Source organism: Galbibacter sp. L-19 (assembly GCF_056857615.1).
This window is the reverse complement of the sequence record NZ_JBSXNL010000073.1, coordinates 1-22917: the sequence shown is the minus strand read 5'-3', so window position 1 is coordinate 22917 and position 22917 is coordinate 1. Positions and strand designations below refer to the sequence as shown.

Sequence of the window (22917 nt, the reverse complement as noted above, 5' to 3'; positions counted from 1 at the left end):
ATGTTTTTTTTCACTATATTGGTATTATATACTATATAATTTTAATTATTTAAGAGCTCTACGTAAATGTTTAAAAATTCATTTATTAACACTTTAAATATTAGAAAACATGAAAAAAATAATTCTTTCTTTTGCGCTAATCACTATTGCATTTGTAGCATTCGCATTTGCACCTGCTGAGACAAATAATTCACTAACTGATGACTTTGAAATAACTGATACAGTTTTAGAAGCACAAGCTACATGTTCTACTAAATATCGAACTCAAGAGTCTTTTTCCGAATGTAATAATACACATACTGGAGAAGTACTTAAGCAATTTGAAGCTATGTCCAACATATTAGGTAAATACTAAATGCTCTATAGTATTGTTCTCTTTAATAGAGAGAGCAATACTTTTTCTATTTAAAAAAAAAAGATGATATCCATTCATAAATGTTTTCTTGCTCTTTTTTTAATTTACTGTACCATACAGGCAAAAGCTCAATCAGAAGCAAAAAATATTATCAAAGTAACCTATACAAGTACTCCCATCAGTCAATATAAAATGACGGAGTCACACATGCAGGACTCGCCAACGAAAGCGTCATTGCACGAATTTATGAAGGGAATAACAGATTATTATAGTTTTAATATTAATGTTAAAGATCGCTCATCTATCTATGTTTTGGATTCTACGGTACAAAAAAGACCGATAGGCTGGGAAAACCCTAGAACTACAGCAGCTCTTGCCGATACAGTTTTATTCTCTATAAAAACTACCGAAAACAAGACCTTTAAACATGAGTGGATAATGAATCAAACCTTTTACACCGAAGGTGAAGTTGGGAATATAGAATGGGTTTTAACCAATGAGCAAAAGAAGATAAAAGGGCTAAATTGTTTCAAGGCAAAATCGAAATCAAGTGATTACCCTATGTTAACGGTCTGGTACACCAAAGAACTACCCGTATCAAACGGGCCCTCTGTGTACCAAGGACTCCCAGGACTAGTAGTAGTTGCAGAAGACTATTTTCGAACTATACAAATCCAAAAAATTGAATATAATAATGAGATTGATTTTTACGAAACCCTTTATAAAACGAAGTATAATATTTTTATAGAAGAAAAGAAAAAGAAAAAGCACTACGATATAGAACCCATATTACTTATTAAAAAAGGAGATCTTGCAACAGGTCTCTATGAATATTATCATAAAAAGCCATATAAAAGATAAACTATTTTTCCTTTATAAAAGGTCTTGATATCGTTGTTTTATCCATTTAAAAACACCAGTAAAAATGTATTATGAAAAAAACATTGTTAGTACTCTTCTTTACTGGGCATTTATTACTTATTTTTTTTCAATCGACTTGGACTACAATTGACGGATATTGGGGTTTCCACTATAATAAAAAACCATCCATCTTTATTTTTAACTTTTTAAAACAGAACCAATACACCGAGCCATATTATTTATTGACAGGTATAAATACAGGTTATGGGTTTTATGGCATCCATGCCGCTACAGAAAAATACTTAAGGGCAACTTATTATGATTCTCTGGATCAGGTGCTAAAAAAAGACCGCTACTTTAACTTCTCAAGTACCAATGGTATTTCACGGTTGGAAGGGTATGCATCATTTTTAGCAAATTATGTAGCAAAAACAAAAAATGCAATAGATGCTGATTCTCTCTCAATAGCTAATAACGATCCAGATGTTCTAAGTTTAAGGAATGATTATAAGTTCAAAAAAGACTACGTAGTTAAAACCTTAAAATGGTTAGGAAAAAAAGAAGCCTTAAAGCGCTCCGAATGTGCTTCATATAAAATAGAATTACTTACTATAGTTCCCGAAAATATTTGGGAAAGGAAGGAACGTCAAGCTAAACCTAATATATATGTTATTCAAGAAGGTAGATTTCCTGTACAATAAATTAGAAGGCTTATTCAAAATAGATGGTAGTGAAAAACTCTTTTTAATTTTTTTTCGCTTAACAATTAGTACCATTGCGCTTATCGAAATTGCTAGTTTAATAAAGGATTTACCCTTATTATTTTCTTCTGCAGAAACTTTAATCCCTCAAGAATTAATTTATTTAGAATCTGGATATTTTAAATACTTCCATCCATTATATCAATTTATAGAAACCAACGGGATCTCAAACATCTTTTTTCCAACAGTAACAAGAATCTATATAGGAGCTTTAATTTTTCTTTTATTGGGCTTTTTCACACGTTATGCCGCTGGAATAGCTTTGGTTTTTCAGCTAATCATATTTAGAAGTTTTACTCCTTTCAACTACGGCTATGATTTTTTTTTAACCATGTCTTTATTTTACTGTTTGGTGTTTCCGGTAGGATATTTTTTTTCAATCGACAAAAAATTATTTAACCCTGTATTAAATTTAGGTTTCAACTACAGGCGGGTAATTCAAATTCACTTAGCTATGGCGTATTGTTTTTCAGGAATTGCCAAAGGGCTTGATAGTGGGTGGAGGAATGGCAACTCCGTTTGGAAAGCACTAGCTTCAGCAGATAATAATTATCATACATTCCCCTCAGAAATTTTCATAATAATAGGAATAGGTACAATATTACTTGAATTCTTTTATCCATTTTTAGTTATTCAAAAATTAACTAGAAGATATACTGTTTTTGCTATTATTCTTATGCATATGGGAATAGCAATCACAATGGACTTATATGCTTTTTCAGCAATGATGATTGCATGGAACATAGCTGCATATGGTCGATTTTCTACAAAAAAATAGTTCTTAATGCTAAAATCACTTAAATATATTATTTATTTTTTTTGTGGCTACATAGCATATGGACAGCAAATAGAAATTTCTGGAACTGTTAAAAGTAATGATGGAGGTTTTGTACCTCATGCTAACGTTGTAATAAATAACACATCCTCTTCAGAAAACATAAATTATGGTTATACTGATGAAAAAGGGAGCTTTTCTATTGAAATCCCTTCTGAAATCCAAACTATTACTATTAACGTCTCCGCCATAGGCTATCAAGAAAAAACTGTTTTTATACAACTTAACAACAATTATAATATTGAAATCTACTTAGAAGAGCGGGTCACTCAACTGCAAGAAGTCATTGTAGAAGTAAAAAAAAACGAAGATATTTTAGATTTGGATATTAATAACATGAGCCTTCGTAAAGAAAGTACTCTTCGGGAGATTCTAGATAAAACAGAAGGTATCATTATGGGTGAAGAGGGGACAATTTCATATCAAGGAAAACAAATTAATAAAATACTCATCAACAGCAAAGAAGTATTCATCAATCAAAATAAGGTTGCCTTAGACAACTTGGATTATGAGATAATGGATAAAGTTCAAATTATAGACAACTATAAAGATAAATTTACATTAGATTTTGATCGGATAAGAGATCCTGTTATCAACATTGATACAAAAAGCGAATTTAAAGGAATTCTTAAAACCGAAGTAAGTGTTGGATACGGGTTTAAAAATAAATATAGCCTTTTAGGTAAAGGATTCTTTTTTTCAGATGAGTTCAACTCCTTTGTTACAACTCATACCAATAATACTGGCAAAAAAGAGTTTAGCCAACAAGATGTTTTATCTTCTGTTACAAATTATGCAACAACTACACTTGAGAAAACCTTTCAGTCCTTTTTTATTGATAATGTACAAACCAAAAAAAACTTTGTAAGTAATAGCAACCTCACTTTCCGATGGCAGGGAGATAAAAGTAAAACAGGCATTGTAGTTTATCACGGGAATATTCATACTGAACAAGAGATTAATTACAATACATTTATTGCCGACACCTTAATAGAAAAAAGTTATTCTGAAAACATTGAAAAAGGGAATTTTGTATCTGCAACAGCTAACTATAATTATTTCATTTCATCAAGTACTGTGCTTCAAAATAATTTAAATGCTTTAATAGTGAAATCTAAAAAAAATGAAGTTAGCATGGATACATTGCTTATCCCTGATCAGAACTACTTTATGCAACAAAACCTAAACACCCCTAAAGATATAGCTATATCTAATGTTATGAAGCTTACACATATGTTGGGAGACAGTGCAATTTTCGATTTGGATATGGATTATTACTATGAAAATTTTTCACGAGATTACAAAACCCAATTATCAAATATTGAAGCTCCTGATATCTTTCAAGAAGAATCATTCTCTAAAAGTTTTTTTTCGACTCAAGGTAATTTTAAATTTAGACTTGAAAAATCTGCTCTAAATATAGGTATTAATTCCACTAATAATATTGAATTAGGGAAGCTATACAGTCGGAGTAATTCTAATAATACCGACCTCAAAAGAAATGTTTCCACCATTGGAATCCCATTTTATCTTAGTGGAGGTGTCAAAAAATTCGATTATAAAATATCAATATCTCCCACCTTGATTTTTAAAGAACAAAGTGGTAATCGGAGATTTCTAAAGATGTCACATAGTTTGACATATAATATCGAATCACAGAATAAATTAGGATTGGGGTATAGTCATAATTACAAATTTTATAATCTCAATTCATTATACGATACTATTGTGAAGGATTATAATCACATTATAATTAATCAAAACGAAAGCAATCTTGAAAAATTCTCAACCAATGATGAACTTGCATTAAGTTGGTTTAACAATAATGTTGCAAGATCTAAAAGTCTACATATTATTTATCGATATAATCGCAAACAGGACTTTTTACAAAGTGTTTTAGATTCTATTTCCAACAATAGGTTTTTTTACTCCAACCTTATCTTTGACAATAAGCAAACACATACTTTAAATACTGGTGCTAAAAAAGGTTTCTATGTAGGGAAAGTTTATCATCGTCTCACTATAGGTGGTAATTTTAACTTAAAGTATAGCTCCTACCCTACCATTGTCAATAATGTAAAAGCCTTAGCAGAAGTAAATTCATGGAATCCAGAGGCAAAAATTACATTTGCTCCCCGTAATTTTTTCATGAGCGAAATGGGCAATCGTTTTGAGTGGAGCGAACTTTCTTTTAATCTTGACGGCAAAGAAACCAACAGACAATCTGTCTTTACCAATACATTTTCCATAAAAGGTTTTGGAGATAAAGTCAGCTGGAATCTTGATTTCATATATCGTAAATATAATACAAATGACGAAATATTTGATGTTCCTGATACTCATCTTGAATTTAAATATGATCTATCTGAAAAATTATCATTTTCAATCAAAGGACAATCTCTACTCACTTTATTCAATTTAAATAACTACAGCTTTATAAATACAGTTTCAGATGGAAATACAGTAATCCAAACTAAAACCAGTAATAATCTAGGTTATCTTATTTTATATACATCCATAAAATTCTAAGCCTCTCCAGTAGGACCAAAATTTAATGGGATTGGTGGCTGTTCATAATCCTTTATTTCGCCATGTGCTTGTTCAAAGCGTTGTACATTATCTGCTAATGCTTTTAAAAAGCGCTTAGCATGTTGAGGAGTAAGTATAATTCTACTTTTTACTTTAGCCTTAGGTCTCCCAGGCATAATACTTACATAATCCACTACAAACTCAGATACAGAATGATTTATAATAGCAAGATTGGCATATGTCCCTTCTGCTGTTACATCGTCTAATTCTATGTTTATTTGGTTCTTGTTTTTGTCGTTTTGATCGCTCATCGTATAATTTTAAAAGTTGAAAGTTTGTAAAGTCTAAAGTTGCAATAACTTTTTATTAATCTTCTTCAAACTTTTGTAAAAATAGCATTTTAAAAAAGAAAACCCCAAAGGAAAATTCCTTTGGGGTTTTACTATATAATTTTAAGTATTCTTAAAAGTTAACGTGCTGTTGTTTACTAGCCATAATCTCATTGTACTCTTCTTTAGATCCTACAATAATATTATCATAGTCTCTCATTCCAGTACCAGCTGGGATTCTGTGTCCAACAATTACATTCTCTTTTAATCCTTCAAGATCATCTATTTTACCGCTTACAGCAGCTTCGTTCAGTACTTTTGTAGTTTCCTGGAACGATGCAGCAGAGATAAACGATTTTGTTTGTAACGATGCTCTTGTAATACCTTGAAGTATTGGCGTAGCTACTGCCGGAACAGCATCTCTAGCCTCAACAAGTTGTTTGTCATTTCTTCTTAAGATAGAATTCTCATCTCTCAACTCACGTGGAGAAATAATTTGTCCTGCTCTTAAAGTATCTGAATCTCCTGCATCCTCGATAACTTTCATTCCAAAGATTCTATCATTTTCTTCAATGAAATCGTCTTTATGAACTAATTGTTGCTCTAAGAAAGTAGTATCTCCAGAATCTTGAATATTAACTTTACGCATCATTTGACGTACTACTACTTCAAAGTGCTTATCGTTAATTTTCACCCCTTGTAAACGGTATACCTCTTGTACTTCGTTTACTAAGTATTGCTGTACCGCAGATGGGCCTTTAATTCTTAAAATATCTTCTGGTGTAATAGAACCATCAGAAAGAGGCATTCCGGCACGAACATAATCGTTTTCCTGAACAAGAATCTGGTTAGATAATTTAACCAAGTACTTTTTAATGTCTCCTAATTTAGATTCTACAATAATCTCACGATTACCTCTTTTAATTTTCCCGAAAGAAACTACACCATCAATTTCAGATACTACAGCTGGATTAGATGGGTTACGTGCTTCGAAAAGCTCGGTAACTCTAGGTAGACCCCCTGTAATATCCCCTGCTTTAGAAGATCTTCTAGGAATCTTAACCAATACTTTACCTTCTGCTATCTTCTCCCCATTGTCCACCATAATGTGTGCACCTACTGGTAAGTTATAAGAACGTAAAGTTTCTCCTTTAGCATCTTTAATCAATAAAGTTGGAATAAGCTTTTTGTTTCTAGATTCAGAAATTACTTTCTCTTGGAAACCAGTTTGCTCATCAATCTCTACTTGGTAAGTAACCCCTTGATCAATATTTTCGTAAGCAATTTTTCCTGAGAATTCAGAAACAATTACTGCGTTATATGGATCCCATTGACAGATTACAGCTCCTTTTTCTACTTTTTGTCCTTCTTTCACAAAAATTTGCGAACCATAAGGAACGTTATTTGTAGCTAAAACAATACCTGTTTTTTCGTCAACAAATTTAACTTCGGCAGTTCTAGAAATTACAACATCAACCTCATTTCCTTCAGCATCTGTTCCCTTAACTGTTTTAAGGTCTTCTATTTCTAACTTACTATTAAATTTAGCAATTACTTTATTTTCTTCTGAAATGTTTCCTGCAATACCTCCTACGTGGAATGTACGTAGCGTAAGCTGTGTACCTGGTTCCCCAATAGACTGTGCAGCAACAACTCCAACAGCTTCTCCTCTTTGAACCATCTTACCAGTTGCAAGATTACGTCCGTAACATTTCGCACAAATACCTCGTTTTGCTTCACAAGTAAGTGGCGAACGTACTTCAATTTTCTCAACAGGAGATGCATTAATTTTCTTAACGATTGCTTCTGAAACTTCCTCTCCAGAACGAACTAATAATTCTTCTGTTAACGGATCGTAAACATCGTGTAAAGAAACACGTCCTAAAATACGTTCTCCTAAAGATTCTACTATCTCATCATTCTTCTTCAATGCTTCAACTTCTACACCACGTAAAGTTCCGCAGTCTTCTGTATTCACAATAACATCTTGAGAAACATCCACCAAACGACGTGTTAAGTAACCCGCATCGGCAGTTTTTAACGCCGTATCCGCAAGTCCTTTACGCGCACCGTGAGTAGAAATAAAGTACTCAAGAATCGATAATCCTTCTTTAAAGTTAGAAAGAATTGGATTCTCAATAATTTCTCCACCACCAGCGGTAGATTTTTTAGGTTTTGCCATTAATCCACGCATTCCTGTAAGCTGACGAATCTGTTCTTTAGATCCCCTTGCTCCAGAGTCAAGCATCATAAATACCGAGTTAAATCCTTGGTTATCTTCACGAATACGCTTCATTGCAAGTTCAGTAAGCATTGCATTGGTAGAAGTCCAAACATCAATTACCTGATTATAACGCTCATTATTAGTAATAAGTCCCATGTTATAATTGGCCATAATTCCGTCTACCTGAACATTTGCCTCATCAATCATTGGTCCTTTCTCTTCAGGAATAATAATATCTCCTAAACTGAATGATAAACCTCCTTTAAATGCGAAGTTATACCCCATACTCTTGATTTTGTCCAAGAAGTCTGCAGTTGTAGGAACATCTGTAGCCTTTAAGATTTCTCCAATAATATCTCTAAGCGACTTTTTAGTCAATACTTCATTAATATATCCCGCCTTTTCTGGAACTACTTGGTTGAATAAAATTCTACCTACTGTAGTTTCAATAATTTGGTACACTAATTCTCCTTCTTCATTAAAGTCCTTAGCACGAACCTTTACCATTGCATTTAAGTCAACTTTTTTCTCATTAAAAGCAATTGTTACTTCATCTGCAGAATAAAAAGTCAAACCTTCTCCTTTAATAGGATGCTCTGGTGTAGATCTTCTAGCTTTAGTCATATAGTACAGCCCCAAGACCATATCCTGAGAAGGTACTGTAACTGGCGAACCATTTGCTGGGTTCAATATGTTGTGAGATGCCAACATTAACATTTGTGCCTCTAAAATAGCTTCTGGCCCAAGAGGTAAGTGAACCGCCATCTGGTCACCATCGAAATCGGCGTTGAATGCCGTACATACCAATGGGTGTAACTGGATAGCTTTCCCCTCAATTAATTTAGGCTGGAATGCTTGGATACCCAAACGGTGAAGCGTAGGGGCACGGTTAAGTAGTACTGGGTGTCCTTTAAGAACGTTCTCAAGAATATCCCAAACTACTGGCTCTCTTTTGTCTATAATCTTTTTGGCAGATTTTACCGTTTTTACAATCCCTCTTTCAATTAGTTTTCTAATTACAAAAGGTTTGTATAGCTCTGCTGCCATGTTTTTAGGAAGACCACATTCAAACAATTTCATTTCTGGTCCAACAACAATTACCGAACGTGCCGAATAATCCACACGTTTACCTAGAAGGTTTTGACGGAAACGTCCTTGTTTACCTTTTAATGAATCTGAAAGCGATTTTAATGGTCTGTTAGATTCTGTTTTAACTGCAGAAGACTTACGGGTATTATCAAATAATGAATCTACAGATTCTTGAAGCATACGCTTCTCGTTACGTAAGATAACTTCTGGAGCTTTAATCTCCATTAATCGTTTTAAACGATTGTTTCTGATAATTACCCTACGGTAAAGATCATTTAAATCTGATGTTGCAAAACGACCTCCATCCAATGGAACTAATGGACGTAATTCTGGTGGAATAACCGGAATTACTTTCATAATCATCCATTCTGGATTGTTTTCTCTATTCTTTTGAGATTCACGAAGTGCTTCAACAACTTGAAGACGTTTTAAAGCTTCTGTTTTACGTTGTTTAGAAGTTTCAGTATTTGCTTTATGTCTAAGCTCGTAAGAAAGTTCGTTAAGTTCTATTCTTGACAATAACTCTATAAGACATTCAGCTCCCATTTTAGCAATAAACTTATTAGGGTCTGTATCTTCTAAATATTGATTTTCTGAAGGAAGCGATTCTAGAATATTTAAATATTCTTCTTCCGTTAAGAAATCCATTTTTTGAACAGGTTCTCCATCAGCATTTTTTGCATTACCCGGTTGGATAACAACATAACGCTCATAGTAGATAATCATATCCAATTTCTTAGATGGTAATCCAAGAAGGTATCCTATTTTGTTTGGTAAAGAACGGAAATACCAAATATGTGCAACAGGAACTACTAAATTGATGTGTCCTACTCTATCTCTACGTACCTTTTTCTCGGTAACTTCAACACCACATCGGTCACAAACAATTCCTTTATAACGTATTCTTTTATATTTACCACAAGCACATTCGTAATCCTTTACCGGACCAAAAATACGCTCACAGAAAAGACCGTCACGCTCTGGTTTGTGCGTACGGTAATTAATGGTTTCCGGCTTTAGCACTTCTCCTCTAGACTCTGCTAAAATGGATTCTGGAGACGCTAAACCAATAGAGATTTTATTAAATCTCTGTTGTACTGTATTCTTATCTTTATTTCTAGCCATAATATATGGTGATAATGAATTAAGTGTAATTACCCTCTTTGAGGTTTTAATTCTTCAACCTTATGTTGAAATGAATTAAATTGTTTTACTATAAAAACCTTTAGGACTTTCCCCGCAGGTAGTTGGTTATAACTTTTTTAGTGAAGGCACTCCGTATCATACCGAGTGCCTCTACTAAAATTATTATTCTTCTAATCTGATATCTAAACCAAGACCTTTCAACTCATGCATTAATACATTGAAGGATTCTGGTAATCCTGGTTCTGGCATCATCTCTCCCTTAACGATAGACTCGTAAGTTTTAGCTCTACCAATAACATCATCAGATTTTACAGTTAAGATTTCTCTTAGTGTACTTGATGCACCGTATGCCTCAAGTGCCCAAACCTCCATCTCACCAAAACGCTGACCACCAAATTGTGCTTTACCTCCTAAAGGCTGTTGCGTAATTAATGAGTATGGTCCAATAGAACGTGCATGCATTTTGTCGTCTACCATGTGGCCTAATTTAAGCATGTAAATTACACCTACTGTAGCCGCTTGATCAAAACGCTCTCCAGTTCCACCATCATAAAGGTATGTATGACCAAATCTTGGAATTCCAGCTTCATCTGTAAGCTCATTAATTTGATCTAATGATGCACCATCAAAGATTGGAGTTGCAAATTTTCTACCTAAGTTTTTACCTGCCCATCCTAAAACGGTTTCATAAATCTGCCCAATGTTCATACGAGAAGGTACCCCAAGTGGATTTAATACAATATCTACTGGTGTTCCATCTTCTAAGAATGGCATATCTTCTTGACGTGTAATTCTAGCTACAATACCTTTATTACCGTGACGACCTGCCATCTTATCTCCTACTTTAAGCTTACGTTTTTTAGCGATATACACTTTAGCAAGTTTCATAATTCCTGCTGGTAATTCATCCCCAACAGAAATAGTAAACTTATCTCTACGTAACGCTCCTTGAAGGTCGTTTAATTTAATTTTATAATTATGAAGAAGATCGTTGATTGATGCATTAGTCTCATCATCTGTTGTCCAAGTTCCGCTTACTAAGTGTGCGAAATCGTCTACAGCATTCAACATCTTTTGTGTGTATTTTTTACCTTTAGGGAATACTTCTTCTCCTAAATCGTTAAATACTCCTTGTGATGTTTTTCCGTTTACAATTGAGAATAATTTTTCAACCAATACATCTTTAAGTCCAGTGAATTTTGTCTCAAATTCTAACTCTAACTTAGCAATATCTTCTTTATCTTTTGCTCTCTTACGCTTATCTTTAATAGCTCTTGAGAACAATTTCTTATCAATAACTACTCCATTTAATGATGGAGAAGCTTTTAATGAAGCGTCTTTTACATCTCCTGCTTTATCTCCAAAGATTGCACGAAGTAATTTTTCTTCTGGAGTTGGATCTGATTCTCCTTTTGGAGTAATCTTACCAATTAAAATATCTCCAGGTTTTACTTCAGCTCCAATACGAATCATTCCGTTTTCATCCAAGTCTTTTGTAGCCTCTTCAGATACGTTAGGAATATCATTTGTTAATTCTTCAGCTCCTAATTTTGTATCTCTCACTTCAAGAGAATACTCATCAATATGGATAGATGTAAAGATATCTTCTCTAACTACTTTTTCAGAAATTACAATTGCATCCTCAAAGTTATACCCTTTCCAAGGCATAAAGGCTACTTGTAAGTTTCTTCCTAAAGCAAGTTCTCCTTGTTGTGTAGCATAACCTTCACAAAGTACTTGTCCTTTTTTAACTTTATCACCTTTTCTTACAATAGGTTTAAGGTTAATAGAAGTTCCTTGATTTGTTTTTCTGAATTTAACTAGGTTGTATGTTTTGAAATCATCATCAAAACTTACCAATCTATCATTTTCAGTTCTATCGTACTTAATTGTAATTTTAGACGCATCTACATAATCTATTACTCCATCTCCTTCTGCGTTAATTAATACACGAGAATCTGAAGCCACCTGACGTTCTAGACCTGTCCCTACAATTGGAGATTCTGGTCTTAATAAAGGAACTGCCTGGCGCATCATGTTAGATCCCATCAATGCACGGTTGGCATCATCATGCTCCAAGAATGGAATTAAAGATGCAGAAATAGATGCAATCTGGTTTGGTGCAACATCCGTGTAATGAATCTCTTCTGGATCTACTACTGGGAAGTCACCTTCCATACGTGCAATTACTTTATCAGTATCAATAGTTCCATTATCTGATAAAGGAATATTTGCTTGTGCAATTTTCTTTTCTTCTTCTTCTTCAGCACTTAAATAAAGTATTTCAGAAAGATCTACTTTACCTTCAGTTACTTTTCTATATGGAGTTTCAATGAATCCCATTCCGTTTACTTTCGCAAACACACTTAATGAAGAAATCAAACCAATGTTTGGTCCCTCTGGTGTTTCAATAGGACAAAGACGTCCGTAATGCGTGTAGTGAACGTCACGAACCTCGAATCCTGCTCTCTCACGAGAAAGACCTCCTGGTCCTAATGCAGATAAACGACGTTTGTGTGTAATCTCTGCCAATGGATTTGTTTGATCCATAAACTGAGATAACTGATTTGTACCAAAGAATGAGTTAATAACCGATGATAATGTTTTAGCATTAATCAAATCGATAGGTGTAAACACCTCGTTATCACGTACATTCATACGCTCACGAATGGTTCTAGCCATACGTGCTAAACCTACTCCAAACTGAGAAGACAATTGCTCTCCTACTGTTCTAACACGACGGTTAGATAAGTGATCGATATCATCAATCTCTGCTTTAGAGTTGATTAACTCAATAAGATATTTAATAATTGTAATAATATCTTCTTTTGTTAAAACTTGTTTATCCATTGCGATATCCAAGCCTAACTTTTTATTCATTCTGTAACGACCAACTTCTCCTAAGTTGTAACGTTGATCTGAGAAGAATAATTTGTCTATAATACCTCTTGCCGTTTCTTCATCTGGCGGTTCAGCATTACGTAATTGACGGTATATATGCTCTACAGCCTCTTTTTCTGAGTTTGTAGGGTCTTTTTGTAATGTGTTATAGATAATAGCATAATCTCCTGTTTGGCTATCTTCTTTATGCAATAAGATAGTTTTAACATCGGTATCTACAATTTCATCTATATGATCTTTTTCAAGAATCGTGTCTCTGTCTAGAATGATTTCATTTCTTTCGATAGAAACCACCTCGCCTGTATCCTCATCAACGAAATCTTCATGCCAAGTTTTAAGCACACGTGCCGCTAACTTTCTGCCCAACACTTTTTTCAAGCCACTTTTTGAAACTTTAACCTCTTCAGCAAGGTCAAAAATTTCAAGAATATCTTTATCGCGCTCAAATCCGATAGCACGGAAAAGTGTTGTAACAGGTAATTTTTTCTTTCTATCGATATATGCGTACATAACGCTATTAATATCGGTAGCAAATTCTATCCAAGAACCTTTAAAAGGAATTACTCTGGCAGAATACAATTTTGTTCCATTCGCATGGAATGATTGACCAAAGAATACACCTGGAGATCTGTGTAATTGCGATACAACTACGCGTTCCGCTCCGTTTATAACAAAGGTACCACTAGGTGTCATGTAAGGAATTACCCCAAGATAAACATCCTGTACTATGGTTTCAAAATCTTCGTGCTCAGGATCTGTACAATAAAGTTTTAGTCTAGCCTTTAATGGTACACTGTACGTTAATCCTCTTTCTATACACTCTTGAATTGAGTATCTAGGAGGATCGATAAAGTAGTCTAAAAATTCAAGTACAAATTGATTACGCGTATCAGTAATGGGGAAGTTCTCCAAGAAGGTGTTATAAAGACCTTCGTTACCTCTCTCTTCAGATTTTGTTTCCAGTTGAAAGAAATCCTGGAATGACTTAATCTGAATGTCCAAGAAATCCGGGTATGCCGGAGTATTCTTTGCAGAGGCGAAATTAATTCTTTCAGTCTGATTTGTGAACATCAATGGACAATATTTTGATTAAAGTGAAAATTAAAAAAACGTATACATTTATATACGCAAAAAGGGTTTAGGTCACTACCCGTAATATTCGGGAAGGACCTAAACCGTATCTTACAGCTAAGCGCTGTAGGGTGGAATTAGTTTAATTCTACCTCTGCACCAGCTTCTTCTAAAGATGCTTTAAGCGCTTCCGCTTCATCTTTAGCTACTCCTTCTTTGATAGCTTTAGGAGCTCCGTCTACCATTTCTTTAGCTTCTTTAAGTCCTAAACCAGTTAATTCTTTAACTAATTTTACTACAGCTAATTTAGAGGCTCCAGCAGCTTTAAGGATAACATCAAATTCTGTTTTCTCCTCAGCAGCTTCACCACCAGCAGCAGCTCCACCAGCAACAGCAACAGCTGCAGCAGCTGGCTCTATACCGTATTCTTCTTTTAAGATATCAGCTAATTCGTTTACTTCTTTAACTGTTAAATTAACTAATTGTTCTGCAAAATCTTTTAAATCTGCCATTTTCTATCGTTTTAATAAATTTTTAAAAATATAATTGTTTAAGTGCGTACTACTTTATGATTCCCTTTCTGATAAGGTTTTAAGGATACCAGCTAATTTACCACCACCTGATTTAAGTCCGCTAATAACATTCTTAGCAGGCGACTGTAACAATCCGATGATATCTCCAATAACTTCCTCTTTAGATTTGATACTAACAAGGGCATCTAATTGGTTATCTCCAAGGTAAACTGCTTCTTCTATAAAAGCACCTTTTAATAAAGGTTTATCAGATTTTTTACGGAAATCTTTGATAAGTTTCGCAGGACCGTTTCCAGTTTCAGAAAACATTAAAGATGTATTACCTTTAAGTACTGTTGGAAGATCTCCGAAATCTTTATCAGAAGCCTCCATTGCTTTTGCAAGCAATGTATTTTTTACAACTGCAAGTTTGATGTTTGCTTTAAAACAAGCTCTACGTAAGTTAGAGGTTGTCTCGGCATCCAATCCTGAAATATCTGCTAAATAGATATTTCCATTATCACCTAACTGCGCAGTCAAATCTTCTATTACCGTTAACTTTTCTTCTCTAGTCATGATTAAAAAATTTATACTGCCAATTAAACTGCCTTAGGATCTACAGGAATACTAGGACTCATTGTACTAGATATAAAGATACTCTTTACGTAAGTTCCTTTGGCCGCAGTTGGCTTCAGTTTTAATAATGTTTGTAATAATTCGTTTGCGTTATCAGCAATTTTGTCTGCTGAAAAAGATGCTTTACCTACTGCTGCATGAACGATCCCTGTTTTATCAACTTTAAAGTCAATTTTACCAGCTTTCACCTCACTTACAGCTTTAGCTACATCCATAGTAACTGTACCTGTCTTTGGGTTTGGCATTAAACCTCTTGGTCCTAGAACACGTCCTAAAGGCCCCAATTTACCCATTACGCTTGGCATAGTGATTATTACATCAACATCTGTCCAACCGTCTTTTATCTTTTGTAAGTACTCATCTAACCCTACGTAATCTGCTCCAGCTTCTTTAGCTTCGGCTTCCTTATCTGGAGTAACCAATGCTAAAACTTTTACATCTTTACCAGTTCCATGCGGAAGTGTAACTACCCCTCTTACCATTTGATTAGCTTTACGTGGATCTACTCCTAAACGTACTGCTAAGTCAACAGATGCATCAAACTTAACGTTAGTGATATCTTTTACTAGTTGAGAAGCCTCTTGAACAGAGTATAATTTACTCTTGTCGATTTTCCCAACTGCTTCTTTTTGCTTTTTTGTTAATTTTGCCATTTCTAGATTCTTTTAAGATTTAAAAAGGCTTATCACCTGAAACCGTTAATCCCATAGATCTTGCTGTTCCTGCAACCATGCTCATAGCAGATTCTACAGTAAACGCATTAAGATCTTGCATTTTGTCTTCTGCGATAGCTTTTACTTGATCCCAAGTAACGCTAGCAACCTTTTTACGGTTTGGCTCTCCAGAACCCTTTTTAACCTTAGCCGCTTCCATTAGCTGAACTGCCGCTGGCGGTGTCTTAATTACAAAGTCGAATGATTTGTCTTTGTAAACGGTGATAGCAACAGGTAATACTTTACCTTGTTTGTCCTGTGTACGAGCATTAAACTGCTTACAGAACTCCATGATGTTAACACCGGCAGCACCTAGAGCGGGTCCAACCGGTGGCGACGGATTCGCAGCACCTCCCCTAACTTGTAGCTTAACTACTTTACTAACTTCTTTTGCCATTGTTTTTGTTCAATTTAAAATTTGAATCGCCTTATCTAATGGAAGCAAGACGAATCTATATAATGTGTAACAATTATACTTTCTCTACCTGCATATAACTCAACTCTAATGGTGTTTTTCTTCCGAAAATCTTAACCATTACCTCAAGCTTACGCTTCTCTTCATTTACTTTTTCAACAGTTCCATTAAATCCATTAAAAGGACCATCTATAACTTTTACTGTTTCTCCTAAAACATAAGGAATAGCAACATTATCTGTTTTAACAGATAACTCATCCACTTTTCCTAACATTCTATTTACTTCAGATTTTCTCAATGGAACAGGATCTCCTCCTTTTACTTCACCAAGAAAACCTATAACTCCAGTTATAGATTTAATAACATGAACTATTTCCCCTCCTAAATTAGCTTTCACCATTACATAGCCAGGGAAGTAAACTCGTTCTTTATTTATCTTTTTACCATTACGTATCTGAATCACCTTCTCTGTAGGCACTAATACTTCATCTACATAATCTGAATACCCAAGGCGAGCTATATCTTGTTCTATGTAGCCTTTAACTTTATTTTCCTGACCACTCACAGCCCTTACTACATACCACTGTTTTGCCAACGCTTCTGCCATTGCAATACTCGTCTTTAAATATTATTAATTAATTGCACCGAAATAAAGCTTGATAAGCTTAGCTAAAGCTGTATCAACGCCCCAAACAGCTAACGAAAAAAGTATAGAGAAAACAGCAACAACAACCATTAGGTTCTGTCCCTCAGCCCATGATGGCCAAGTAACATTCGCTCTTAACTCTTCGAATGATTCCTTTATATAATTTACCATTTTTACTCTATATATTTTTTTTGCACGGGTGGAGAGATTCGAACTCCCATCAACGGTTTTGGAGACCGGTATTCTACCCTTGAACTACACCCGTTTATTCAAGTTCAAAGGCGTCTAGCTTATAAAAACTAGACACCCTTAAAACTTGTATATTATAATGAAATTAGTCTAAAATTTCAGTAACCTGTCCAGCTCCTACTGTTCTACCTCCTTCACGGATAGCGAAACGTAGACCTTTGCTTAATGCAATTGGCTGAAGTAATTCAACTGTAATAGTTAAGTTATCACCAGGCATAACCATCTCAACTCCATCAGGTAAAGAAATAGTACCTGTTACGTCAGTTGTACGTACGTAGAACTGTGGACGGTAGTTGTTATGGAATGGAGTGTGACGTCCACCTTCTTCTTTTTTAAGAACGTAAACCTCTGCTTTAAATTTAGCGTGAGGAGTTACAGAACCTGGCTTACAGATAACCATACCTCTTTTGATATCAGTTTTCTCAATACCTCTTAAAAGAATACCTACGTTATCTCCAGCTTCACCTCTATCTAATATTTTACGGAACATCTCAACCCCTGTAATAGTAGAAGTTAATTTTTCAGCTCCCATACCGATAATATCAACACCTTCTCCAGTTTTAGCAACTCCAGATTCGATACGTCCAGTAGCAACTGTACCACGACCTGTAATTGTAAATACATCCTCGATTGGCATTAAGAAATCTTTATCGATATCTCTAACTGGTAATTCAATCCACTCATCAACAGCTTCCATCAACTTCATTACAGAGTCAACCCATTTTTGCTCACCATTTAAAGCACCAAGAGCAGAACCTGGAATTACAGGACCATTATCTCCATCATACTCGTAGAAAGAAAGTAATTCTCTTACCTCCATATCAACAAGCTCTAAAAGCTCCTCATCATCAACCATATCAACTTTATTCAAGAAAACAACGATTCTAGGAACTCCTACCTGACGTCCTAAAAGGATGTGCTCACGAGTTTGTGGCATTGGACCATCTGTAGCAGCAACTACCAAAATAGCACCGTCCATTTGAGCAGCACCTGTCACCATGTTCTTTACGTAATCCGCGTGACCAGGACAGTCAACGTGAGCGTAGTGACGATTAGCAGTTTGGTACTCTACGTGAGAAGTATTAATTGTAATACCTCTTTCTTTTTCTTCAGGAGCGTTATCGATAGAATCGAATGAACGTGCATCAGAAAGACCAGCATCTGCCAATACTTTAGTGATAGCAGCAGTTAAAGTAGTTTTACCGTGATCTACGTGTCCAATAGTACCTATATTTAAGTGTGGTTTGGAACGATCAAAAGTTTCCTTTGCCATGATTTAATAATTTTAATCTTAGTTATATATTAGTGTTCAAATTTAAACGCAACAAGAGCCAATGACGAGAATTGAACTCGTGACCTCTTCCTTACCAAGGAAGCGCTCTACCCCTGAGCTACACCGGCTTGAAAATTCAAGCTTCAAGTTTAAAAATTGCTTTTTAAAAAATCACCTCAATCAACAACCATAAACTCAAAGTACTAGAATAAGAGAGGAGAACACACCTTATTTTCTTAAGATTAGTCTCATCTCTATTTTTAAACTTAAGCCTAAACTCAAGCCATTCTGTTTTGAGCGGGAGACGAGGTTCGAACTCGCGACATTCAGCTTGGAAGGCTGACGCTCTACCAACTGAGCTACTCCCGCATTCACAATTCTAAAATAAATAAGAATCGATTTGCATTTTTTGTGGGGAGAGCAGGATTCGAACCTGCGAAGACATAGTCAGCAGATTTACAGTCTGCCCTCGTTGGCCGCTTGAGTATCTCCCCAATAAAGCATTTTGAAATTAAAAAGAAGTTAATCACAACCACTTTTTATTTAAAATTCCGAGCGCAAAAGTAATTAATTCTTTTCAATTAATCACTATTTTTTTATCTTTTTTTTGAAGATAAATTTTACGCTTCTAAAAATCATCAAGTTATCAAAAAACTAAAACTTTTTGAGCCGATGGAGGGACTCGAACCCACGACCTGCTGATTACAAATCAGCTGCTCTAGCCAGCTGAGCTACATCGGCTTTTCAGTAAAAAAGTCCGCTATTTCTAACGGACTGCAAATGTATATAAATTATTCTTTTTACAAAACAAATTACGAAAAATTTTTACTTATATATAAGCACGTAATTTTTGCTTTCTTTTTTTTAACGACCTTTCTAAGGAACTAGCAGCACTATCTACTGCTTCTTCAAAAGTTTTACACTGTTTCTTTACTATGTATTCATCCCCAGGAACATGCACTTTAATCTCGGCTATTTTATTCTCCTTAACACTTGTGTTTTGAACCTTTAAATACACGTCTGAATGGACGACTTTGTCATAATAGTGGTCTAATTTATCCAATCTCTTTTGAATAAAATTTAACAATTTTTGATCCACATTAAAGTTTACAGATTGTGTGTTTACTTCCATTTCCTTTAAAATTTAAGGTTAAACAATACTCCCAATTAAATGGGCTCTACAGCTTCGATGATTTTCATCGAACATCAAACTAACTCATAATATATAATTATGTTTCTCACTAAGTGAGATTAGAATACTCCAAAGCTTGCTTCGAAATGTTTTCTTTTGGTTTTTCCTCCCTACATCTCTTGAGCTTGCTCTGAGGTAATTTATTTTTTTCTATTTCGCGGATGCGCCTCTCCGTATTGTTTTTTCAATTCTGCTATACTATTATGTGTATAAACTTGTGTTGAAGCTAAACTAGAATGTCCTAATAATTCTTTTACTGAATTTAAATCTGCTCCATCATTCAATAAATGTGTTGCAAATGTATGCCTAAGAATATGCGGACTCTTCTTTAGTTTTGTTGACGCCTTACTAAAGTACTTATTTATTGTTCTATAAACAAGACTTTCATATATTTTATCACCACTTTTAAGAAGAAATAAAGAGTCTTTTGTATCCTCATTAACATAATCGTTTCTTACCGCTATATATTTTTTTATTGAAGATTCTATTGACACCATAAGCGGGATAAATCTTTCTTTATTACGCTTCCCTAAAACCTTAATGGTTTTATTGGCAAAATCTATATCCTGAAGTTTCAAATTAACCAATTCAATACGCCGCATTCCTGTGGCATAAAAAAGCGCTATCATTAATTTATCTCGAATCCCTTCAAAATCTTCTCCAAACTCCATTTCATCTAAAACCTGTGTCATCTCATTTTTAGAAAAAGGAACTTCAATTTTTTTTGCAGTTTTTAAAGCTTTGTGTTTTGCTAACGGATTAACCGTAATCTGATTTGTTTTCAACAGAAATTTATAATACGCCTTAAGCGATGCTACTTTTCTATTTATACTCCTATTATTTAAACCACTATCTACTAATAGAACAATCCAAGAACGGATTTGGGAGTAATTTACATTTTCAAGCGTATGCCCCTCAAAAGTAGAAATGCAATAATCTAAAAAAGACTGAAGATCATTTTTATATGCCAACACTGTATGCTTTGAATAATTTTTTTCAAGCTGAAGATAATCGAGAAATTTAGCAAATGGCATTACTTATGAGTTTATATCAAAGATACAAATTTTGAATCACGCATTCACCAAAGCTAGCACTACTCATAAAAAAGATACATTGCCAAACAATAGAAACCATACTATTGCCCCTATCCCTCCTCCTAGTATACCTGACGCTATAAATAGTATTCTATTACTTTTCTTTATAAAAATCAAAAAAGACATACATGATATTACACCGCCTAACACACCCAAAACAATAGGAAAGACTCCCAATGAAACTCCTGATGATATAGACAATTTTAATTCATCTCCTCCATAAATAAAATTAGTAATCCCTAATCCATATAGCATTATAGACAAGCAAAGATTAAAAGGCATTCTTAGCCAGAAAAGGCTTAAATAAAAAAAAATAATAGTATATGGTTTCGACTTAAAAAATAAAACAACTAAAAAACCTAAGGTTCCAATCATAGCTGTTGTAAAAACTCCAGAAGAAACTATTAAAAAACGCTCTTTATTTAATTTACGCATCAATTCAATTCGGCGTTCTTTTAACGGGAAGTCTGCTCCTTCAATTATCTCATCCTTATACTGCTCATAAATATTTTCAAATTCCTTATGAAATTCTGTTGTATCATAAGAAACATAACTAAAATGAAATTTAGGATTATACCCTAAAAATTTAGCCATTACATAATGCCCATATTCATGCGTCATCACTCCTATAATAAATGAAGCAACAAACATAAAAGCATTTTTAAAGAAAAAATACTTTCTTTCACCCTCTTTTAAATTGATATTAAACATAATAGTTGAATAAAAATAACTCTTTTAAGAACAATCTATTCAAATTCCAAACAAGCTTTTCGAATCAATCTTAATATAATCTATTTTTTCAATCAACTACCTCGAGGCAAGCTTATGAAATATTCAAAGGAAATAAATTAAACCCATTTCGATGCAGGGTACTTCGGCAAACTCAGTACAGGCTCTGAGGAATTAAACCCTCAATGAGGGATAAAAGTTAACGGAATTTATTAGACCCCACTACATCAAGGCTCAATGGAGGTTTTCAAAATAGGTTCCTCACTATTAATTAAAAAAGGATTTCAGTAATGTTATTTCTATTAAATGCTTCTTTTTTGATAGATAAGAATTAGTCTTAGTTCTTTTTTCTTACAGCGAAGCGGTCTTGTATTCTTACTCCGACATTAATGAATGTCCTTATACAAAACGTATAATCTATATGTTTTATATAAACAAAAAAATCCCGCTTCTAACGAAACGGGATGTATTTATTTTAAGTAGAAAAAAACCTTATACTTCTTCCTGATCTCTTAAATTTTGAACGTAAGCTGCTTTTTGAATTTGCGCTCTCTTCTCTACTGAAGGTTTTGTAAATTGCTTACGGCTACGTAGCTGACGCATCGTACCAGTTTTATCAAATTTACGCTTGTAACGCTTAAGCGCTCTGTCTATATTTTCTCCTTCTTTTATTGGTATAATTAACATAAGTTGACCACCTCCTTTCTTTTATGGCGGCAAAGATAAAAATTAATTTAAAATGAAAAATAAAAAAATAAAAAAATATCGCTCCTTAAAACCTGTTAATCAGAAATTAAACTACCTCGATATAGACTCACTATTACTTAAAAATAGAAAACCTCATTGTTACGCAAACGTCGGAATAGTTAAATCTCAATTATCGAGTAACAAAAATCAATAGCACCCTAAACAATTATTCTTGTTCATTTTTTTATACTGACATTGGTTTCACATTGATTTGTCCACCAATAGCTTTTAGCACTTTTATTATTGTTTCAAATTGTGATTTTGCTCCATCAGATAATGCTTTATACAGACTTGGTCTGCTCATTCCAGTTTTTTCCGCAATTTTAGTCATTCCAATTGCCTTTGCAATATGTCCGATGGCTACTATCAAATCAGAACTTTCTCCATCTTCAAGTACAGTGTTTAGGTATTCAGCAATCATTTCTTCGCTGTCAATATAGTCCGCAATATCAAATTTTATAATACTCCCCAAATTTAGGACAGGAAATTAAGTTGTAATTTTAACCCTGTCAATATGAAAACATCAAGAAGAAAATTCAGCGCATCCTTTAAGGCCAAAGTAGCCATTGAAGCGATAAAAGAGCAGACAAGTATACCTGAACTTGCTGCC

At 34.2% G+C, this 22917-nt stretch carries 20 protein-coding genes and 5 tRNA genes; 5 read left to right on the top strand and 20 right to left on the bottom strand.

Annotated elements, in window-relative coordinates:
• The first annotated feature begins 109 nt into the window (after nt 1–109).
• The 5 genes from AC13CQ_RS17730 to AC13CQ_RS17710 all read left to right on the top strand — a co-directional run bounded on the left by AC13CQ_RS17730 (nt 110) and on the right by AC13CQ_RS17710 (nt 5341).
• A complete protein-coding gene (locus tag AC13CQ_RS17730; RefSeq protein WP_474507205.1) occupies nt 110–355 on the top strand; it encodes a hypothetical protein in 246 nt (81 codons plus the stop codon).
• Between the two features lie 63 nt (nt 356–418).
• The gene (locus tag AC13CQ_RS17725) at nt 419–1216 is read left to right on the top strand and encodes a GLPGLI family protein (RefSeq protein WP_474507204.1); all 798 of its coding nucleotides are present in this window, start codon (nt 419–421) and stop codon (nt 1214–1216) included.
• Between the two features lie 71 nt (nt 1217–1287).
• On the top strand, nt 1288–1917 hold the full coding sequence (locus AC13CQ_RS17720; RefSeq protein ID WP_474507203.1) for a hypothetical protein: 630 nt from the start codon (nt 1288–1290) through the stop codon (nt 1915–1917).
• A complete protein-coding gene (locus tag AC13CQ_RS17715) occupies nt 1883–2755 on the top strand; it encodes a hypothetical protein (protein ID WP_474507202.1) in 873 nt (290 codons plus the stop codon). Before AC13CQ_RS17720 ends, AC13CQ_RS17715 begins: the two co-directional genes overlap by 35 nt.
• A gap of 6 nt (nt 2756–2761) precedes the next feature.
• Nucleotides 2762–5341 (top strand): carboxypeptidase-like regulatory domain-containing protein, encoded by a 2580-nt coding sequence (locus tag AC13CQ_RS17710; protein WP_474507201.1) that lies wholly within the window; start codon nt 2762–2764, stop codon nt 5339–5341.
• Here AC13CQ_RS17710 and AC13CQ_RS17705 read toward each other — a convergent pair.
• The 20 genes from AC13CQ_RS17705 to AC13CQ_RS17610 all read right to left on the bottom strand — a co-directional run bounded on the left by AC13CQ_RS17705 (nt 5338) and on the right by AC13CQ_RS17610 (nt 22779).
• The gene (locus AC13CQ_RS17705; RefSeq protein ID WP_008613325.1) at nt 5338–5652 is read right to left on the bottom strand and encodes a DUF3467 domain-containing protein; all 315 of its coding nucleotides are present in this window, start codon (nt 5650–5652) and stop codon (nt 5338–5340) included. The genes AC13CQ_RS17710 and AC13CQ_RS17705 overlap by 4 nt on opposite strands.
• Nucleotides 5653–5803: 151 nt before the next feature.
• The gene (rpoC, locus tag AC13CQ_RS17700; RefSeq protein WP_008613327.1) at nt 5804–10108 is read right to left on the bottom strand and encodes a DNA-directed RNA polymerase subunit beta'; all 4305 of its coding nucleotides are present in this window, start codon (nt 10106–10108) and stop codon (nt 5804–5806) included.
• 183 nt (nt 10109–10291) lie between these two features.
• Nucleotides 10292–14101 carry a DNA-directed RNA polymerase subunit beta gene (rpoB, locus tag AC13CQ_RS17695; protein ID WP_008613329.1) on the bottom strand — a complete coding sequence of 1270 codons (3810 nt, stop codon included), beginning with the start codon at nt 14099–14101 and terminating at the stop codon, nt 10292–10294.
• 137 nt (nt 14102–14238) lie between these two features.
• A complete protein-coding gene (gene rplL / locus AC13CQ_RS17690) occupies nt 14239–14613 on the bottom strand; it encodes a 50S ribosomal protein L7/L12 (RefSeq protein WP_008613330.1) in 375 nt (124 codons plus the stop codon).
• Between the two features lie 54 nt (nt 14614–14667).
• Nucleotides 14668–15189, bottom strand: coding sequence for a 50S ribosomal protein L10 (gene rplJ / locus AC13CQ_RS17685; protein ID WP_474507200.1), 522 nt, complete (start codon nt 15187–15189; stop codon nt 14668–14670).
• A 23-nt stretch (nt 15190–15212) separates the two neighbouring features.
• A complete protein-coding gene (gene rplA / locus AC13CQ_RS17680) occupies nt 15213–15902 on the bottom strand; it encodes a 50S ribosomal protein L1 (RefSeq protein WP_335587390.1) in 690 nt (229 codons plus the stop codon).
• Between the two features lie 19 nt (nt 15903–15921).
• Complete coding sequence (gene rplK, locus AC13CQ_RS17675; RefSeq protein ID WP_008613347.1) at nt 15922–16359, bottom strand: 50S ribosomal protein L11; 438 nt, start codon at nt 16357–16359, stop codon at nt 15922–15924.
• Between the two features lie 73 nt (nt 16360–16432).
• The gene (nusG, locus tag AC13CQ_RS17670) at nt 16433–16984 is read right to left on the bottom strand and encodes a transcription termination/antitermination protein NusG (RefSeq protein ID WP_008613358.1); all 552 of its coding nucleotides are present in this window, start codon (nt 16982–16984) and stop codon (nt 16433–16435) included.
• Between the two features lie 24 nt (nt 16985–17008).
• A complete protein-coding gene (gene secE / locus AC13CQ_RS17665) occupies nt 17009–17194 on the bottom strand; it encodes a preprotein translocase subunit SecE (protein ID WP_008613363.1) in 186 nt (61 codons plus the stop codon).
• Nucleotides 17195–17217: 23 nt separating this feature from the next.
• Nucleotides 17218–17288, bottom strand: a tRNA-Trp gene (locus tag AC13CQ_RS17660).
• A gap of 69 nt (nt 17289–17357) precedes the next feature.
• The gene (tuf, locus tag AC13CQ_RS17655) at nt 17358–18545 is read right to left on the bottom strand and encodes an elongation factor Tu (RefSeq protein WP_008613365.1); all 1188 of its coding nucleotides are present in this window, start codon (nt 18543–18545) and stop codon (nt 17358–17360) included.
• A 56-nt stretch (nt 18546–18601) separates the two neighbouring features.
• Nucleotides 18602–18673: transfer RNA gene (locus AC13CQ_RS17650), tRNA-Thr, on the bottom strand.
• Between the two features lie 168 nt (nt 18674–18841).
• A tRNA-Gly gene (locus AC13CQ_RS17645) sits at nt 18842–18914 on the bottom strand.
• A 43-nt stretch (nt 18915–18957) separates the two neighbouring features.
• Nucleotides 18958–19039: transfer RNA gene (locus AC13CQ_RS17640), tRNA-Tyr, on the bottom strand.
• 173 nt (nt 19040–19212) lie between these two features.
• Nucleotides 19213–19286, bottom strand: a tRNA-Thr gene (locus AC13CQ_RS17635).
• A gap of 88 nt (nt 19287–19374) precedes the next feature.
• On the bottom strand, nt 19375–19677 hold the full coding sequence (gene hpf, locus AC13CQ_RS17630; protein ID WP_008613366.1) for a ribosome hibernation-promoting factor, HPF/YfiA family: 303 nt from the start codon (nt 19675–19677) through the stop codon (nt 19375–19377).
• A 200-nt stretch (nt 19678–19877) separates the two neighbouring features.
• The gene (locus tag AC13CQ_RS17625; protein WP_335588377.1) at nt 19878–20771 is read right to left on the bottom strand and encodes a tyrosine-type recombinase/integrase; all 894 of its coding nucleotides are present in this window, start codon (nt 20769–20771) and stop codon (nt 19878–19880) included.
• A 63-nt stretch (nt 20772–20834) separates the two neighbouring features.
• Entirely contained in the window at nt 20835–21482 is a 648-nt protein-coding gene (locus AC13CQ_RS17620; RefSeq protein WP_335588376.1) for a hypothetical protein, read from the bottom strand.
• Nucleotides 21483–22052: 570 nt separating this feature from the next.
• The gene (gene rpsU / locus AC13CQ_RS17615) at nt 22053–22247 is read right to left on the bottom strand and encodes a 30S ribosomal protein S21 (RefSeq protein WP_008613369.1); all 195 of its coding nucleotides are present in this window, start codon (nt 22245–22247) and stop codon (nt 22053–22055) included.
• A gap of 244 nt (nt 22248–22491) precedes the next feature.
• Nucleotides 22492–22779, bottom strand: coding sequence for an addiction module antidote protein (locus AC13CQ_RS17610; protein ID WP_474507603.1), 288 nt, complete (start codon nt 22777–22779; stop codon nt 22492–22494).
• Nucleotides 22780–22917 lie beyond the last annotated feature (138 nt).